The sequence below is a fragment of the uncultured Sulfitobacter sp. genome (assembly GCF_947502895.1).
In the GTDB taxonomy this organism is placed as follows: domain Bacteria; phylum Pseudomonadota; class Alphaproteobacteria; order Rhodobacterales; family Rhodobacteraceae; genus Sulfitobacter.
The window spans coordinates 229516-245254 of the sequence record NZ_CANNBM010000001.1 but is presented as its reverse complement, the minus strand read 5'-3'; the positions used below and the strand labels follow the sequence as shown (position 1 = coordinate 245254).

The following is a 15739-nucleotide window of genomic DNA, read 5'->3' as shown; positions in this document are numbered from 1 at the left end:
TTTTATTGAATTCTTAGGGTTCTGCTGAGGTGTGCGGGATCACTTTCAATGTCAGACTTCTTATATCCGTTCAAAAAGGAACGGTCATTAGGGAGAGACAAATGAAATATCTATTATCCTTGTGCCTGACGACTGCACTTGTTGTGACCGCATTGTTTGCGCAAGCGACGGATGCGCAGGCCGAAGAACGCTATGGAAAGCAAAAAGTCGTATATCATATTAACTATGATGGCGGTCAAGACGACAAAAAATACCGTGGCGCGATGCGCAACATTCAAAACCACATCAATGCTGTTGGTGCCGACAACATGGACATCAAAATTGTGCTGCACGGAAATGGTCTGGGACTTTTATCGCAAGCAAAAACAAACGAACTGCTCCAAGGCCAGGTTCTGGAACTTAAAGGGCAGAACGCGGACTTTCACGTCTGCAACAACACATTGAAGGGTCGTAAGATCTCTTATGAAAACGACCTTTTCGACGTTTTTGAGGAGGACATTGTACCCAGCGGTGTGGCGGAACTTTCACACCTGCAAATGCAGGGTTACACCTACATCAAACCCTGACGCACACGATCCATACGTCAGTCTTCAAATCCGCACCGGCAGGCGGTCTGATCTTGCCGGTGCAGCGAACGCTCTGCAATGAGTTTGACGGTTTCGTGTGGCCGTCGCTCGACGAATTCTTAGCTGAAGGACTTGAATAGTCCTACAGATGATTTGTCTCGCAATTCAGAGCAGGAGGTACACGCATTGCGAGCGGGCTCAGTAGCGATGACAGCGTTAGTAATCTTAGGAGCCGTAAGCAGACGTTTATCATTCTCGCAGGATTCAACACTTTGGGCTCACTGCCGACCTTGGAGGCAGTGCAGCATCTCCACGACATGAGCTTACGACAGGCGTTACTGACGGCCCAAACCGGACCTTCACGCTGGGTTTGAAAGCTGCGGTGCGGCGTCACCAAAGCAGTCATTCATCGTTTTTGCAGCGATTTGACTACCCAGAGTTCAGCTGTGCCGGACGGAGCTGCCGTTTGTTTCAAGTTATTGCAGGTCTGCTTTTTGGGTCTAAGCTGGTGCGACGCTTGAAACTCACCGACTGGGGCAAGCAGGCGCGGATTTGGAAATCACAAGCCCAGAAATCAGTTTGCTACAGGATCTTGTTTCCGAGTATTAATCTGAGAACATATGTGGAGCTTTATTTATGGTCTACCAACTTATTCACGGACCACCGTCGTCAGGCATCACGGATCACCTTATTGAGACTGACGGAGATTTCAACAAGGTGACGATTGCCGACATGACGCCGGACGGTGGTAAAAAAATCAGTAATACGCAGTTCAAGGTAGGGCGGGCGATCAAGCCTGACCACCTGCCCACGCGGCTAAAGCGGGACCATAAACGCAGCGATCCGTTGGATGATTATATGCCTGCCGCGAAAGGCGCGTCTTATGTGAGCGCAGCTTTCAAGGCCCTGGTTGAGCAATTCGAACCCGGTGTTCACCAATTCTTTGAAATGGCAGTCAAGTCAGGCAAAAAGGACGCTGGAATAGTCTATTATTTCGTCGTGACGAACCGGATTGACGCTTTGGATCATGCCGCCTGTGTCCCGCCAATCGGGCCAAATGACAGATTGTATACACCCAATTACGACCCAGACGACAAGATAGTGTTCAGCAAATCTCAGATTGGCTCTGCACATATCTGGTCGGAAAAGCGTGAACTTGGGATATTCATGACGGACGCGTTTCACGATGCTCTTTTTGCGAACGGTCTGACCGGCGTAAAAGACTCAGCACACTTTGAGGAGACGCCTTAGCTACCTTAGCGTAGCCCACTGCAACTTAAGAGATGACCTAGAAAACATCCAAAGCAGCCATTCGCGCCCCATGCAGTATTGGTCCGTCTGGGCTCGAAGCAGACTTCCGCGACCTAGGTACATGTTGCGACGTCTTGTGCTGCTTTGCACCTATCCTCTTGCACGCGGCTAAGCACCCGCGTAGCGATGCATCCATGAAAATACTCTTTCTTGGTGATGTGATGGGCCGCGCCGGGCGCCGCGCCATTGCTGAAAATCTCTCGCGCTTGCGGACTGAATGGAAACTCGATTTCATCGTGGTGAACGGTGAAAACGCGACCTCTGGAATGGGGCTGTCGGCCGCGCATGCGAAGGATCTGCTGGAGGCGGGGGCCGATTGCCTGACCTTGGGTGATCATGCGTTTGATCAAAAGGACATGTTGGCCTTTATCGAGCAGGAGCCGCGCATTATCCGCCCGCTGAATTTCTCTAAAAACGCACCGGGCAAGGGCGCGCGGCTGTTCAAGACGCGCACGGGCAAGCAGGTGTTGGTCACTCAGGCGCTGGGTCAGGTGTTTATGAAGCGTCCGTTTGACGATCCGTTTTCGGCGCTTGATGCGGTGTTCAAAACCCATCCGCTTGGCGGGTTGGCCAATGCGATCATCGTGGACATGCATTGCGAGGCGACATCAGAGAAGATGGCGATGGGGCATTGGTGTGACGGGCGCGCGTCACTTGTGGTGGGCACGCATACCCATGTCCCCACATCCGATGCGATGATCCTGCCTTCGGGTACCGCGTATCTGACAGACGCTGGCATGTGCGGTGATTATCATTCGGTAATCGGCATGGAAAAGGGCGAGCCTTTGCGCCGCTTTATCACCGGTATGCCGAAAGAGCGGTTCACCCCTGCGGGGGGCGAGGCCACACTATCGGGTGTTTATATCGAGACCGATGACAAGACGGGGCGCGCCACGCGGGTCGTGCCTGTGCGTCAGGGTGGGCAGCTTCAGCAGAGCGGTCCGTGACAACGGGGGTTTGCCATGCGGGCTAAGGTGGTGGACACCAGCACGCTGAGCCGTCGCGAGGTCCTGCTGTTCAGCGGCTTTCTTGTGCTGATGGGCGCGGGGTGGGGGGCGACCCAACCGCTAACCAAGATTGCGGTCAGCACGGGGTACGGCTATTTCGGGTTGCTGATGTGGCAGCAGGTATTGGGGGCAGTCCTGATGGCTTGTGTCTGCGCATGGCGGCGCACGGGACTTCCCTATCACGCGGCAGCCCTGCGGGCGTATCTGGTGATTGCCTTGATCGGCGCGGTATTGCCCAACAGCATCTCGTATCAAGCTGCGGTGCATCTGCCCGCTGGTATCATGTCGCTGCTGCTCAGCATCATTCCGATGTTCGCCTTTGTGATCGCTTTGGCGCTGGGCAATGACAGGTTTGCATGGCGCAGGCTTTTGGGGCTGTGTTTCGGACTGGTGGGGGTACTGATAATAATTGTACCTGCTGTTGATCTTGGGGCGGCTGTGCCGATGGGCTGGGCTGCCGCCTATCTGGTGGTCGCACTGTTTTATGCATTTGAGGGCAATTACGTGGCGCGTTGGGGTGTTGCGGGGTTGGACCCGTTCCAGTTGATGTTGGGCGCTTCTCTTATTGGGCTGGTTATTGTGCTGCCTCTGATGCTGGTCAGCGGCCATGCCATCGTGCCGCAATGGCCGTTGCCCGTGGCGCAGTCGGCCTTGATCGCCGGGTCGGTCATTCATGTGTTTGTCTATGCGAGCTATGTCTGGCTGGTGGGCCGTGCTGGCGCAGTGTTTGCGGTGCAGGTCAGCTATATGGTCACGGGGTTTGGCTTGTTCTGGGCATGGCTGGTGCTGGGCGAGGCGTTCAGCCATGTGATCTGGCTGGCGCTGGCGGCGATGTTTGTGGGCATGTATCTGGTTCAGCCACGACCCAACGCCGCTCTTGCCGAGACCGTTGCGATGCGCGACACTTAACCGATCACTGAGGCTGGCCCCACGATATGTTTGAACTCACACAATTTTCTCAGGCTATTCTTGCGCTCACCGTCGTGGCGGTGATGTTCATCCTGTTTTTGCGGGAGACATTCCCGACCGAGGTTGTGGCCCTTGCAGGGGCCGCTTCCCTGCTGGCGATGGGGCTGTTGCCCTATGAGGATGCGCGGCTGGTGCTGTCCAACTCGGCGCCTTGGACGATTGCGGCTATGTTTATTGTCATGGGGGCGCTGGTGCGTACGGGCGCATTAGAAGTGCTGACCCAAATGGCGGAGCGTTACGCGCGCACCAACCCCAAGCTGGCGGTGGTCGGGGTGATCTTGTCGGTGATGGGGGCATCGGCAATTATGAACAACACGCCTGTTGTTGTGGTGATGATCCCTGTGGTGGTCCAGTTGAGCAAGACGCTGGGAACAAAGGCTTCCAAGCTGCTGATCCCTCTAAGTTATGCGGCGATCATGGGCGGGTCACTGACATTGATCGGCACCTCGACGAACCTGTTGGTAGACGGGGTGGCGCGTGCGCAGGGGTTGGAGCCGTTTGGCATTTTTGAAATCTTGCCCGTCGGCTTGGTCGTTTGTGCGTGGGGGTTGCTCTATATGGCGACCATCGGTCGGCGGCTGCTGCCCGCGCGTGACAGTATGGCGGGCATGCTGAGCGACCGCTCGAAGATGAAATTTTTCTCGGAGGCAGTGATCCCGCCCGAAAGCAACCTGATCGGGCGTGAGGTGCTGGACGTAAAGCTGTTCAAGCGCGAAGGGGTACGCCTGATTGACGTTGTGCGCGGGGATGCGTCATTGCGGCGGAATATGGCGGATGTGGTGCTGCAAACCGGCGACCGTGTGGTGTTGCGCACGCAGATGGCCGAATTGCTGAGCCTTCAGGCCACGCCAGAGTTAAAGCGCGTGGATCAGGTTTCGGCGGTGGAGACGAACACAGTCGAGGTGTTGATTACACCGGGGTGCAAAATGATTGGCCGCAGCCTTGGGGCGCTGCGCCTGCGGCGGCGCTATGGCGTCTATCCGCTGGCGGTACACCGCCGGAACCAGAACATCGGGCGGCAGTTGGACGATTTGGTTGTGCGGGTTGGCGACACCTTGCTGCTGGAAGGTGCGCCTGAAGACATTCAGCGGCTGTCGGCGGATATGGATATGGTGGATGTCAGCACGCCGTCGCAGCGCGCGTACAGACGCGGGCGCGCGCCGATTGCCATTGGGGCGCTGGCGGCAATTGTGGTGCTTGCCGCACTGAACGTGGCACCGATCCTGATGCTGGCAGTGATAGCGGTTGCTGTGGTGCTGGTGACAGGCTGCATCGACGCGGATGAGGCGTTTTCCTACATTGACGGTCGTTTGCTGGCGCTGATTTTTTCGATGCTTTGCGTGGGGGCTGCGTTGCAGCATACGGGCGCTGTGCAGCTGATCGTCGATGCGATCTCGCCCACTCTGGGGACGCTGCCGCCTGTGGGTGTGATTTTCTGTGTGTTCCTGCTGACCACCATTTTTACCGAGATTGTATCCAATAACGCGGTAGCAGTGATCATGACCCCGATTGCGATTTCGCTGGCAGCGGCGCTGGGTATGGATGCGCGCGCGCTGGTGGTTGCGGTGATGATTGCGGCATCCTGCGCCTTTGCCACGCCCATCGGGTATCAGACCAATACGTTGGTATACGGGCCGGGGGGGTATAAGTTCACCGACTTCATGCGCGTAGGGATACCGCTGAACCTGTCGATGTCGCTGATCGCCAGTGCGACGATCCCGTTCTTTTTCTAAGCGTAGTCTTGTTGCGAGGTCGGGAATTTTCGGAGGCTCTGCCTCCGGACCTCCGGAGGATTTATGGCCAAGAAAAATAGGGGCAACCTTGCCGCTTTCTAGAGGGGCCAGAACACAAGGATGGCGGGGATGGAGACGGCGACCACAATGATTTCGAGTGGGAGGCCGATGCGCCAGTAGTCGCCAAAGCTGTAGCCGCCGGGGCCGAGGATGAGCGTGTTGTTCTTGTGCCCGATGGGGGTGAGGAAAGCCGAGGATGCAGCAATGGCAACCGCCATTAGGAAAGGATCGGGGTTGACCCCGAGGCTCTGGGCCATCTGGATGCCAACGGGGGCCGCAACGATTGTTGTGGCGGTGTTATTGAGTACGTCTGACAAGGTCATGGTGACCACCATAAGCACCGTGAGGACCGCCCAAGCTGGCATACCATTTGTGAGGGTGACAAGCGAGCCTGCGATAAGTTCGGTGCCGCCCGATTTTTCCAATGCAGCCCCCAACGGGATCATGGAACCGAGCAGCACGACCACGGGCCACTCGATATGAGTGTACAATTCGGACAGAGGTACGATCTTGGTCAGAACATAGGCCACGACCACGATGCCGAGGGCCACAGGCAGATAAATCAAACCAAATGAAGCAGCAACGACAGCCCCTGCGAACAGACCGATGGCGAGCCAGACCTTGCTGTTTTCGGTAACGGCCAGACCGCGGTCGGCCAGTGGCAGCACACCCAACCACTCTACCACATCATTGCCCGTGTCGCGCGGGACCAGCAGCAGCAGGATATCGCCTGTCTCCAGCGTTGTTTTGCGCAGTTGCGCTGTGATTTTGCGGCCACGCCGCGAAATTCCCAGCAACACAGTACGTTGACGCCATGCCAGCCCTACGGCCTGCGCGCTACGCCCTGCAAGGCGGCTTTCGGCAGTGACAACGACTTCGATGATCTCGACGCCTTCGCCGTCTGCGCGCAAGCGTTCCTCACGGGCACTGTCAGCGATGGCCAGATCAAGGGTCGAGCGGAATTCATCCAGCGCGTCGGGCGTGGCCTCCAGCACGAGGGCGTCGCCTGCGCGCAGTTCGGCGTTTTGGGCGCGGCCATAGCGGCGTTTGCCGTCGCGCATCAGTCCGATGATGGTGACGTCCGACTTTTCGGCGGTCTCTTCCAGCTCGGACAGGCGCTTGCCGATGTGTTTGTTGCCTTCGGGCACGACCAATTCGGCAATATAGGCGGCGAGGTCTTCGGCGCTGATGCCGCCGTCATCGCGGGCGGGGATCAGTCGCCAGCCGACAAGCGCTACAAACGCCAGACCAGCGATTGCCGCGATCCCGCCGACAGGGGCGAAGTCAAACATCTTGAAGGGCGCGCCGAGGGACTCCTCGCGGATCGCGGCGATGATGATGTTGGGCGGTGTGCCAATGAGCGTGACCATGCCGCCGAGGATCGTGGCAAATGAGAGTGGCATCAACGAGAGGCCAGGTGCGCGCCCTGCCTTGCGTGCGGTCTGGATATCGACGGGCATCAGTAGGGCAAGAGCAGCGACATTGTTCATAAACGCAGACAGGACGCCGCCGACGGCCCCCATCAATGTTATGTGCGCACCAAGCGAGCGAGAGGAATCGACAAGCGTTCGGGTGATCAGTAGCACCGCGCCCGAGCGGACCAAACCTGCCGAGACTACCAGCACCAGTGCCACGACCAATGTTGCGGGATGGCCAAAACCACTAAAGGCGTCTTTGCTGTCGACCACACCGAGCACAACCCCTGCCATAAGCGCGGAAAACGCAACGATATCATAGCGGAACCGCCCCCAGAGCAAGAGGCCGAAGACACCGCCAAAGAGGCAGAAGAGGATGATTTGATCTTGGTTCATGTCCTGCACCATGTTGCAGGTCGGTGCATAGGACAAGGGGATATTAGGGATTGGTGTGGGGGCCGCGTCCGATTGGACTGCGCGATTTGAGTAGCGTGGTGCTTTACACAAGTCGCTGTTTGCCGCGATCGGGGCGTTGCGCGCGCGGAGCGGGACGCGAAGCCCTGATGCATTCGGCCTGATGTGAGCCTTGCCCATCGTGGCGCGCCTGCCTTATAAGCGCGGCTGACACAGTATTCCTTAGACGGAGAAGATCCATGGCAGGCCATTCCAAATGGGCAAATATTCAGCACCGCAAGGGACGTCAGGACAAGCTGCGTTCCAAAATGTTCTCGAAGTTTTCGAAAGAAATCACAGTCGCCGCAAAGATGGGCGACCCTGACCCAGACAAAAACCCGCGCCTGCGTCTGGCGGTAAAAGAGGCCAAGCAGGCCTCGATGCCCAAGGATAACATTGACCGCGCGATCAAAAAGGCGACAGGGGGCGATGCAGAGGATTACGAAGAAATCCGCTATGAAGGCTATGGGACCAATGGTGTGGCTGTGATCGTCGAGACGATGACTGACAACCGCAACCGCACGGCCTCAACCGTCCGCTCAACCTTCACCAAATACGGTGGCAATCTGGGCGAGACGGGCAGCGTAGGCTTTATGTTCGACCGGAAAGGCGAGGTGACGTACCCGCCAACGGTTGGCGATGCCGACACGGTCATGATGGCAGCGATTGAGGCGGGCGCCGAGGATGTGGAAAGCACCGAAGACGGCCATGTGATCTATTGCGCAGATACCGACCTGAACGAGGTCTCGACGGCGTTGGAGGCAGAACTGGGCGAGAGCGATAGCACCAAGCTGGTTTGGCGTCCGACCACCACCACAGAGATGGACCTTGAAGGCATGCAAAAGCTGATGAAGCTGATTGATGCGCTGGAAGATGATGATGATGTGCAGCGCGTCACTGCCAACTTCGAGGCGTCCGACGAAGTCATGGAAGCGTTGGAATAATCACTGATAGTGTTTGGCTGATTCCGGCCGTCATCGCAGGTTCTGCGGTGGCGGCTTTTTTGTTTTCCGGTTTGGCCAATAAAAAACCGCCCCGAAGGACGGTTTGCGTAACATAGCGGGCGGTCGACTGCTTAAATCGCTTGCCCCATCGCGCGCAGCATACCCCAAAATCCCGTATTGGCGGCGCGCTTCGGGCGGGGTGCTTCACGCTGGCTGGACACTGTGGCAAGCAGGCGCTTGACCTCGTTGAGCCGCGCGAGGGCACCGTGACCTCCTGCGCTGGCCTGCATGGTCAGGATCTTGGTCTGGGTTTCAAGCGCGCGTGCGATAATTTCCAGCTCGGCTGTGCTGATTTCCAGCTTCTTGGTATTTTGGTTCATCTGCTGTTCCTTCATCATATGAGGCAGATAGGTACTCTGGGTAGTATACGCTAGGGCGGGCGGTTCAGATTACTGTGATCTGGCGAAATAATGCCATTTCACGGGCTCGTGATTGCAAGTGATTGATAAAAGTTAACTTATCAACCGCTCTATGAGACCCAGAATATAGCAAAGACACTGGTAACGGGCAAAACGCGTTGCTGTGATTAAGGTGTGAAAATGGGCGCATGTCCTCGACATCACGTAACCAAGTGGCCATAGCAGGCCCAAAATATGTTGAGTGCGGGGCAGGAGCGGAATGTCGTCATTTATACCGGGATTTATTCTGAGCCTGTCATTGATACTCGCCATTGGGGCGCAAAATGCTTTTGTCCTGCGGCAGGGTTTGCGGCGCGAGCATGTTTTCTGGGTGTGCCTGACCTGCGGTATCTCTGACGCGGTGTTGATTGCGGCGGGGGTCGCGGGTTTTGGTGCTTTGGCCAAAGCTGTGCCGTGGTTCGAGACGGCAATGCGGTACGGCGGTTCAGCTTTTCTGATCGTTTATGGTTGGCAAAACGCGCTCAGTGCTTGGCGCGGTGGCAGTATGCTGATGGCTGAAGGCACGGGGGCATCATCGCTGCGCAAAACACTGCTGACGCTGCTGGCGCTGACGTTTCTGAACCCGCATGTGTACCTTGATACGCTTGTACTCATCGGTTCGATCTCGGCCCAATATGATGACAGGCTGGCATTTGGCGCGGGCGCCGTGCTGGCCAGTATCACATTCTTTTTTGTGCTGGGCTACGGCGCGCGCTTGGTACAGCCCGTGTTTGCACAACCTCTGAGTTGGCGGGTGCTAGATGCACTGATTGCCGTGACGATGTGGGCAATCGCGGCAAAACTCTTGTTCGTGTAACCCCTTGCGCCCCCTGTTTGAATGTAGCCAAGGTAAATTATGACAACGCAAAGCCCTTCCCGCCCGCTGGTCGGCATCTTTTGGATGCTCGTAACGGGCTTTTGTTTTATTATGGTTACCGCCCTTGTGAAAACGATGGGGCCGCGCCTCCCGCCAGGGGAGGCGGCGTTTATCCGCTATGCGATGGGCTTGGTATTTTTGCTACCCTCTCTCAAGGCGATTTTTGCCGCGCATTTGACACCTCGGCAGTGGGGGTTGTTTTCGTTGCGCGGGTTTTGCCACGCAGGTGGCGTCATCTTGTGGTTCTATGCCATGGTGCGCATCCCCATCGCTGAGGTCACGGCAATGGGCTATCTGGCGCCGATCTATGTCACCATTGGCGCTGCGTTCTTTCTGGGAGAGCGGCTGGCGGCGCGCCGGATTGTCGCTGTCGTGCTGGGACTTGTTGGCGCCGCGATCATCCTACGCCCCGGTTTCCGTGAAGTGAGCGAGGGCCATCTGGCCATGCTGCTGGCAGCAGTTGTATTTGCGGGCAGTTATCTGGTGGCCAAAGTCATGGCCGACGAGGTGAAGCCCGGTATCGTTGTGGCGATGCTGTCGATTTTTGTGACCATTGGCCTCGCGCCCTTTGCCGCCGCCGACTGGATCACGCCCACCCCGCGCGAGCTGATGTTTCTCGCGGGCGTTGCGGTGTTTGCCACGTCGGGGCACTACACGATGACGCTGGCTTTTGCCGCAGCACCCGTGACGGTGACGCAGCCCGTCACATTCCTCCAGCTGATATGGGCGACGCTGTTGGGGGTTATCTGGTTTGCGGAACCTGTTGATATCTGGGTGGTTCTCGGAGGCATCGTCATCCTTGGATCGGTCACGTTCATCACATGGCGTGAGGCGATGTTAAAGCGCAGCGTGACGCCCGATGCACCTGCGACCAAGGGCTGAAACGGCAGGTTTTATTATTGATTGACGGATCAATCTAAAACCGCCACCCTACGTGCCATGTGCAAACCGATCAGATTCTCATGCCCAAATTAGGGATGGAGCCCTTGCGGCGTGCGTCCCTTGTGCAAGCCACGATCCACGAGATCGGGCGTGCGCAATCGCTAGACGTAACCGTGGGCCAGATTGCGAAGACTGCTGGTATGTCTACGGCGTTGGCGCATCACTACTTTGGTGGCAAGAACCAGATTTTTATTGCGGCGATGCGCCATATCCTGACTGAATATGGGGGTGTGGTGCGTGCGCACCTGCGTGCAGCCCCTTCGCCGCGCGCGCGTGTAGAGGCGATTATCACAGCCAGTTTCGATCAAACCTGCTTCGCGCCTGATACGGTTGCTGCATGGATGACGCTCTATGCTGCGGCCTACAACCAGCCCGAAACAAAGCGTCTTCTGGCATTGTACCAGTCGCGCTTACGCTCAAACCTGACGCATGCCTTGCGCCCGTTGAGTGCCACGCCGCAGGCCCACGCAGACATATTGGCGGCCCTGATTGACGGGCTGTATTTGCGTGCGGCCTTGTCCGATGCGGGGTCGGGCGATGACGCGGCAGCGGCGGCCCTGAATACACTCTCCCATCTTCTGAAAGACACGAAATGACCCAGCCGAACATCCTGATCCTGATGGTGGACCAATTAAACGGAACGCTCTTCCCAGACGGCCCTGCTGACTGGCTGCATGCGCCTAATCTCAAAAAACTGGCGGCACGCTCAACGCGTTTCAAAAACGCGTATACGGCCTCGCCGCTGTGTGCGCCGGGGCGGGCGGCGTTTATGTCCGGCCAGCTGCCCTCGGCCACAGGGGTTTATGACAACGCGGCCGAGTTCGCCTCTTCCATCCCGACCTATGCGCATCATCTGCGCCGTGCCGGGTATTACACCTGTCTGGCGGGCAAAATGCACTTTGTCGGGCCTGACCAGTTGCACGGTTTCGAGGACCGCCTGACCACCGATATCTACCCCGCCGATTTCGGCTGGACCCCTGATTACCGCAAGCCGGGAGAGCGGATTGACTGGTGGTATCACAACATGGGGTCCGTCACAGGCGCAGGTGTGGCCGAGATCAGCAACCAGATGGAATACGATGACGCTGTCGCCTATGAGGCCACGCGCAAGATATACGAGTTGTCGCGCGGTCTGGACGGGCGCCCATGGTGCCTGACTGCCAGCTTTACCCACCCGCATGACCCATATGTGGCGCGCAAGAAATACTGGGATTTGTATGAGGACTGCGCACATTTGCTGCCCGACGTTCCCATGATGCCATATGACGACCACGACAGCCATTCACAGCGTATTCTTGATGCCAATGATCGCGGCAATTTCGAGATCAGCGAAGAGGACATCAAACGCTCCCGCCGCGCCTATTTTGCCAACATCAGTTATCTCGACGACAAGATTGGCGAGATTTTGCAGACCCTTGAGGACACGCGCCAAGAAGCGATCATCGTCTTTGTGTCCGATCACGGTGATATGCTGGGCGAGCGCGGATTGTGGTTCAAGATGAGCTTTTTCGAAGGCGCCGCCCGCGTGCCGATGATGATCGCGGCCCCTCAGATGGAGGCGGGACTGCTTGATACTCCTGTCAGTAACATCGACGTTTGCCCGACGCTATGTGATCTGGCAGGCGTCAGCATGGATGAGGTGATGGAATGGACAACTGGCCAAAGCCTTTTGCCGATGGGGCAGGGCGTAGAGCGGACCGAGCCTGTGGCGATGGAATATGCTGCAGAGGCGTCATATGCGCCGATGGTCTCGCTGCGGTATGGCAAATGGAAGTATAACCGATGCGCGCTGGACCCCGACCAGCTGTTCGATCTGGACGCTGATCCGCATGAATTGACCAACCTCGCCGAGGTGCCAGCCCATCAGGGTACGCTGGACCAGTTACGCGCCAAATCCGAGGCGCGTTGGGATCTGGCAGCCTATGACGCGGATGTGCGCAAATCCCAAGCGCGCCGCTGGGTGGTCTATGAGGCGCTGCGATCGGGCGGGTATTATCCGTGGGACTACCAGCCGCTGCGCGATGCCTCCGAGGCCTATATGCGCAACCACATGGACCTGAACGTGCTGGAAGAAAACAAGCGCTTCCCCCGCGGGGAGTGAACGACGACCGCTGACCCGAAGGATGCAGGGCGGCGGCGATAAATGGCATCCGAAATAACCGATAGGGACGAAATCTATGTTAACCTCAATCATCTCCTTTGGAGTGATCCTTGCCTTTGCGCTGGTGATCTTCTGCACCATAAAATGGTGGAACCTGACGCTAACGGGGACCAACCCGCAGCCGCTTTTTGTGTTCATTGCGATCCTGTTCACATCAGGCCTTGATGTGGGGCTTATCATGTTCCCACTGGCGTTCGACTATCCGCTTTATGCCGATGTAGCAGCCGAGCCTGCCTATGGCTTTACCAATCCACTGGCGCTTGAGTTCGGGTTTTGGGGCTTTTTGATCTGGGCCTTCTACTTCCTCACTACATTCTATTTCTGCGCGATTGAGCCGCGGGTCAGGTTTTTTGACATCCCGGCGGTGAAGATCCTCAACAACATCGTGATCATCACGACCTGTGCGTTCACAGGCGCGCTGTTCCTGATCTACATGCCTTATTACATCGCCGAAGTGGGCGACGGTGAGACGATCCTGCCAGTGTTCTACCTGATCTGTTTCCTTGTGATCCTTGTCGCTGCCTTCAGCTCGACGGACATCAAATTCGTGAAGGTCCTCTCGGTAAGCTCGACCGTGCTGTTCTTTGGCTTGATCGTTTACATGTTCCTGAATGCAGGGATGAGCGTGGGTGATCTGGCCAGCACAGGCAGCGATATCGGCGGCTATTTCGCCAATATTCACAAGTTTATCATTCCGTTGACAGACTACCACGAATTCTACCTTTTCTGGTGGTTTGCGTGGTCGATCATGATCGGGCAGTTTGTGTCGCGCTTTGTAGGCGGTCTGAAAACCTATCAGTTGCTGGCGGCGCTGCTTGTGTTCCCGTCCATTCCTTTGGCGCTGTGGTTTTCGGTTTTGTACTTTTACCACCTCAATGGCATTGGCACGGCAGGTCTGCCGAACTGGGCGATGACAGTTGTGGGCATCGTGTTTGTGATCAACTCGTTTGATAGCCTGATCCGTCTGTACACCGACAACCTGAACCTAACGGCCGAGCGTTTCGGCACCGTGTCTTATGTGCTGGCCAATGCGATCGGTTTGTTCGTGTTGACGCTGCTGTTCCAGAGCCAGTGGTTGCAGATCCAGTGGGTCGGAACCGTGGTGATCGGGATCTATCTGGCCGCACTTGCCTACATGTTCTTCCGCAAGCGCCACACGCTGGGCGATCTGGACGGGCAGGCGGCACCGTTGAACTGATACGATTACAAAATCAAAAGGCCCCGCGCGGAACGCTGTGCGGGGCCGCATCTGATAAAAGAGAGAGTTATGCAAACCCAACCCACCGCGAGCCATTTCATCAATGGCAAATACGTTGAAGATACAGCAGGCGCGCAAATCGAAGTGATTTACCCCGCCACAGGCGAGGTGATTGCGACAGTTCACGCAGCCACCCCTGCGATTATCGAGCATGCAATTACAGCCGCGAAAGAGGCACAAACCGCATGGGCCGCGTTGAGCGGGACAGAGCGGGGCCGCATCCTGCGCCGTGCTGCCGATATCATGCGCGCGCGCAACCATGATCTGAGCATTCTGGAGACATATGATACGGGCAAGCCCTATCAGGAAACCTCGGTCGCCGATGCGACTTCGGGTGCGGATGCGCTGGAGTATTTTGGCGGTATGGCTGCGACCCTGACGGGCGAGCATATCCAGCTGGGCGAGGATTGGGTCTATACCCGCCGTGAGGCGCTGGGCGTGTGTGTGGGTATTGGCGCATGGAACTATCCCACCCAGATCGCTTGCTGGAAAGGTGCGCCTGCGCTGGCTTGCGGCAATTCGGTGATCTTCAAACCGTCAGAGACAACACCGCTCTGCGCGTTGAAAGTGGCGGAAATTCTGCATGAAGCTGGTTTGCCGGCGGGTCTGTATAATGTCGTTCAGGGGTTGGGCGATGTCGGGGCCGCACTTGTGACAGACAGCCGTGTCGATAAGGTCTCGCTCACGGGGTCGGTGCCTACGGGCCGCAAGGTTTATGCGGCTGCAGCAGAGGGCATGAAGCACGTCACGATGGAATTGGGCGGTAAATCCCCCATGATCGTATTCGAGGATGCGGACATTGAGAACGCCGTATCAGGCGCCATTCTGGGCAATTTTTATAGTTCGGGTCAGGTCTGCTCGAACGGGACGCGGGTGTTTGTGCATAAAGCCATCAAGGAGGCCTTTCTGAAACGTCTGGCCGAGCGGCTGGAGACAGCCGTGATCGGTGATCCGATGGATCCTGCCACGAGCTTTGGGCCGATGGTGTCAAAGCGCCAGTTGGACATCGCGCTGGACTATATCGCTAAAGGCGAGGCCGAAGGGGCGCGCATAGTTTATGGTGGTAAGGCGATTGAGGGTGCGGGGTATTACATGCAGCCCACCGTTTTTGCCGATGTGACCGATGATATGGTGATCGCGCAGGAAGAGATTTTTGGCCCTGTCATGGCGGTGCTGGATTTCGAGGGTGAGGCGGACGTCCTGGCGCGCGCCAATGATACTGAATTCGGTCTGGCAGCAGGGGTATTTACCCGCGATCTGACCCGCGCCCACCGTGTGGCCGCCGCCTTTGAGGCGGGGACCTGCTACATCAACACCTACAATGATGCGCCAGTAGAGGCCCCGTTTGGCGGGGTCAAAGCATCGGGCGTGGGCCGCGAAAACTCAAAGGCCGCGATTGAACACTACAGTCAGGTTAAATCGGTCTATGTGCGCATGGGCGATCTGGAGGCTCCGTTCTAACGGGGCCTGATCTGGCGGTGCGCGTGCCGCGCGTTTCATTTTTGAAGCGGGTGGCTGGCGTTCTCGCAAAGCGTTGAGTGGGTTTTGGTTGGGCTGTGGTGGTCCAGTTGGCTGAGAGGTGCTT

General features: G+C 57.1%; 14 protein-coding genes. 12 read left to right on the top strand and 2 right to left on the bottom strand.

Annotated elements, in window-relative coordinates; genetic code table 11:
• Positions 1-101: 101 nt before the first annotated feature.
• The 5 genes from Q0903_RS01150 to Q0903_RS01130 all read left to right on the top strand — a co-directional run bounded on the left by Q0903_RS01150 (position 102) and on the right by Q0903_RS01130 (position 5586).
• Positions 102-566, top strand: a complete 465-nt coding sequence (locus Q0903_RS01150) for a DsrE family protein (RefSeq protein ID WP_299024262.1) — start codon at positions 102-104, stop codon at positions 564-566.
• Positions 567-1202: 636 nt separating this feature from the next.
• The gene (locus tag Q0903_RS01145) at positions 1203-1817 is read left to right on the top strand and encodes a DUF1629 domain-containing protein (protein ID WP_299024260.1); all 615 of its coding nucleotides are present in this window, start codon (positions 1203-1205) and stop codon (positions 1815-1817) included.
• A gap of 194 nt (positions 1818-2011) precedes the next feature.
• Positions 2012-2824 (top strand): TIGR00282 family metallophosphoesterase, encoded by an 813-nt coding sequence (locus Q0903_RS01140; RefSeq protein ID WP_299024258.1) that lies wholly within the window; start codon positions 2012-2014, stop codon positions 2822-2824.
• 15 nt (positions 2825-2839) lie between these two features.
• Complete coding sequence (locus Q0903_RS01135) at positions 2840-3793, top strand: DMT family transporter (protein ID WP_299412088.1); 954 nt, start codon at positions 2840-2842, stop codon at positions 3791-3793.
• A gap of 26 nt (positions 3794-3819) precedes the next feature.
• Complete coding sequence (locus tag Q0903_RS01130; protein WP_299024254.1) at positions 3820-5586, top strand: SLC13 family permease; 1767 nt, start codon at positions 3820-3822, stop codon at positions 5584-5586.
• A 98-nt stretch (positions 5587-5684) separates the two neighbouring features.
• Here the strand turns inward: Q0903_RS01130 and Q0903_RS01125 are convergent, their stop codons facing one another.
• Complete coding sequence (locus Q0903_RS01125; RefSeq protein ID WP_299412085.1) at positions 5685-7457, bottom strand: SLC13 family permease; 1773 nt, start codon at positions 7455-7457, stop codon at positions 5685-5687.
• Positions 7458-7714: 257 nt separating this feature from the next.
• On the opposite strand from Q0903_RS01125, the gene Q0903_RS01120 reads away from it, so the two are divergent.
• Positions 7715-8458, top strand: a complete 744-nt coding sequence (locus Q0903_RS01120) for a YebC/PmpR family DNA-binding transcriptional regulator (RefSeq protein WP_299024249.1) — start codon at positions 7715-7717, stop codon at positions 8456-8458.
• Between the two features lie 131 nt (positions 8459-8589).
• On the opposite strand, the gene Q0903_RS01115 is transcribed toward Q0903_RS01120, so the two are convergent.
• Complete coding sequence (locus tag Q0903_RS01115) at positions 8590-8838, bottom strand: hypothetical protein (RefSeq protein ID WP_299024247.1); 249 nt, start codon at positions 8836-8838, stop codon at positions 8590-8592.
• A gap of 298 nt (positions 8839-9136) precedes the next feature.
• On the opposite strand from Q0903_RS01115, the gene Q0903_RS01110 reads away from it, so the two are divergent.
• The 6 genes from Q0903_RS01110 to betB all read left to right on the top strand — a co-directional run bounded on the left by Q0903_RS01110 (position 9137) and on the right by betB (position 15615).
• Entirely contained in the window at positions 9137-9733 is a 597-nt protein-coding gene (locus Q0903_RS01110; protein ID WP_299412082.1) for a LysE/ArgO family amino acid transporter, read from the top strand.
• Positions 9734-9772: 39 nt separating this feature from the next.
• The gene (locus tag Q0903_RS01105; RefSeq protein ID WP_299412079.1) at positions 9773-10675 is read left to right on the top strand and encodes a DMT family transporter; all 903 of its coding nucleotides are present in this window, start codon (positions 9773-9775) and stop codon (positions 10673-10675) included.
• Between the two features lie 80 nt (positions 10676-10755).
• Entirely contained in the window at positions 10756-11331 is a 576-nt protein-coding gene (betI, locus tag Q0903_RS01100) for a transcriptional regulator BetI (RefSeq protein WP_299412076.1), read from the top strand.
• Positions 11328-12836 (top strand): choline-sulfatase, encoded by a 1509-nt coding sequence (gene betC / locus Q0903_RS01095; protein ID WP_299412074.1) that lies wholly within the window; start codon positions 11328-11330, stop codon positions 12834-12836. The genes betI and betC overlap by 4 nt, the downstream gene beginning before the upstream one ends.
• A gap of 76 nt (positions 12837-12912) precedes the next feature.
• On the top strand, positions 12913-14094 hold the full coding sequence (locus tag Q0903_RS01090) for a BCCT family transporter (protein WP_299024236.1): 1182 nt from the start codon (positions 12913-12915) through the stop codon (positions 14092-14094).
• A 69-nt stretch (positions 14095-14163) separates the two neighbouring features.
• On the top strand, positions 14164-15615 hold the full coding sequence (gene betB / locus Q0903_RS01085; protein WP_299412071.1) for a betaine-aldehyde dehydrogenase: 1452 nt from the start codon (positions 14164-14166) through the stop codon (positions 15613-15615).
• Positions 15616-15739 lie beyond the last annotated feature (124 nt).